The sequence below is a fragment of the Kocuria sp. WN036 genome (assembly GCF_002287015.1).
GTDB lineage: Bacteria > Actinomycetota > Actinomycetes > Actinomycetales > Micrococcaceae > Kocuria > Kocuria rosea.
This window is the reverse complement of sequence record NZ_NSKF01000076.1, coordinates 1-538: the sequence shown is the minus strand read 5'-3', so window position 1 is coordinate 538 and position 538 is coordinate 1. Positions and strand designations below refer to the sequence as shown.

Genomic DNA, 538 nt, shown 5'->3' with positions numbered 1-538 from the left:
CACGAACGGGCCGAGGCCGCCGAGCAGGAGCAGCGGCGTGCCGCCCGCCCCGAGCAGCAGGGGCGCCCAGCACGTCCAGGACCACGCGTACGTCAGGACGAAGAAGGCCGGCAGCTGGTGCCGGGCGACCCGCCCCCGCAGGCCCGGCCCGGGCTGCTGTGCCCGTGCTCCGACGTCCGCCGTGCGGACCACCCCCCCCCGGGATCGCGGCGACCGGCTCCGCCCCCAGGGTAGGACGCCGGACGCGGCGAGGGGCCGCGTCCGCACGGAATGCTCGGCGCATGACGTGCGGACGCGGCCCCTCGGCCGGTGCCCCCGCGCCGCGCGCGGCGGTGGGGGCGGGTGCGGATCAGCGGGCCGCGGTGCCCTCGACGTAGTCGGCGTCCGGCGAGGTCCACGCGAAGAGCTTGCGCAGCTCCCGGCCGATGACCTCGATCGGGTGGGACTCCTCCTTCTCGCGCAGCTTCTTGAACTCGGCGCCCCCGTTGTCCTGGTCCTCGATGAAGCGCTTGGCGAAGGTGCCGTCCTGGATGTCGGC

General features: G+C 76.2%; 2 pseudogenes. Both read right to left on the bottom strand.

The features are described 5' to 3' along the window. Nucleotides 1-192, bottom strand: a pseudogene (locus tag CK505_RS18120) (CPBP family intramembrane glutamate endopeptidase); the annotation flags it as partial. Between the two features lie 157 nt (nucleotides 193-349). After that, a pseudogene (locus tag CK505_RS18115) lies at nucleotides 350-538 on the bottom strand (ketol-acid reductoisomerase); the annotation flags it as partial.